Below are 1,299 nucleotides of genomic sequence, written 5' to 3' on the forward strand. Positions count from 1 at the left end.
TTAAGATCTTTTATTGGTTTTTGTTGTGACCTGATGTTTTTTCGGCATTCGGCGGTGTTTTATTCTTAGGAGGTGATCCAGCCGCAGATTCCCCTACGGCTACCTTGTTACGACTTAACCCCCCTTGCGGAATTCAGGTTTGAATACGGCACGATGTCCATACCCTCACCCATACCCCACTCGGGTGGTTTGACGGGCGGTGTGTGCAAGGAGCAGGGACGTATTCACCGCGCTATGTTGAAACGCGATTACTACGGATTCCAGCTTCACGAGGATGGGTTTCAATCCTCGATCCGAACTTCGAACGGGTTTATGAGATTGACAACCCCTTTCGGGGGAGTTGCCCATTGTCCCGTCCATTGTAGCCCGCGTGTAGCCCAAGAGATTCGGGGCATACTGATCTACCGTAGCCCGCACCTTCCTCCGATTTAACACCGGCGGTCCCCACAGAGTACCCGGCCATCCGGAGATGCCGCTGGTAACTGTGGGCACGGGTCTCGCTCGTTGCCTGACTTAACAGGATGCTTCACAGTACGAACTGGCGACGACCATGCACCTCCTCTCAGCGATTCAGGTAAAGTCTTCAGCTTGACCTACATATTGCTGTCTCCCCTGGTGAGTTTTCCGGCGTTGAGTCCAATTAAACCGCAGGCTCCACCCGTTGTTGTGCTCCCCCGCCAATTCCTTTAAGTTTCAGCCTTGCGGCCGTACTTCCCAGGTGGCTCGCTTCACGGCTTCCCTTCGGCACCAGACACAGTCACGCCATGCCTGACACCTAGCGAGCATCGTTTACGGCTGGGACTACCCGGGTATCTAATCCGGTTCGTGCCCCCAGCTTTCGTCCCTCACCGTCGGACTCGTTTTGGTAAGACGCCTTCGCCACAGGTGGTCCCACAAGGATTACAAGATTTCACTCCTACCCCTGTAGTACCTCTTACCTCCCCCGATCCCAAGTCCGGCAGTATCCACTGGAAGCCCGGATGTTGAGCATCCGGATTTCCCAATGGACTGACCGAACCGGCTACGGACCCTTTAGACCCAATAAAAGCGGCTACCACTCGGGCCACCGGTATTACCGCGGCGGCTGGCACCGGTCTTGCCCGGCCCTTGCTAACACATACGATTTAGGTATGTGGACAGCCCGCATTTGATGCGAGCACTCGGTGTCTCCTTATCACAGTTTCCTGCATTGTAAAGTTTTCGCGCCTGCTGCGCCCCGTAGGGCCTGGATTCATGTCTCAGAATCCATCTCCGGGCTCTTGCTCTCACAACCCGTACCCGTTGTCGGCTAGAGGGTAC

Annotated in this window: 1 rRNA gene; it reads right to left on the reverse strand. The window is 55.4% G+C overall.

The annotated features are described in order from the left end of the window. Nucleotides 1–67: 67 nt before the first annotated feature. Nucleotides 68–1,299: ribosomal RNA gene (locus tag MmiAt1_RS04380) — 16S ribosomal RNA — on the reverse strand; the annotation flags it as partial.

It is taken from the genome of Methanimicrococcus hacksteinii (assembly GCF_032714515.1).
Lineage (GTDB): Archaea > Halobacteriota > Methanosarcinia > Methanosarcinales > Methanosarcinaceae > Methanimicrococcus > Methanimicrococcus hacksteinii.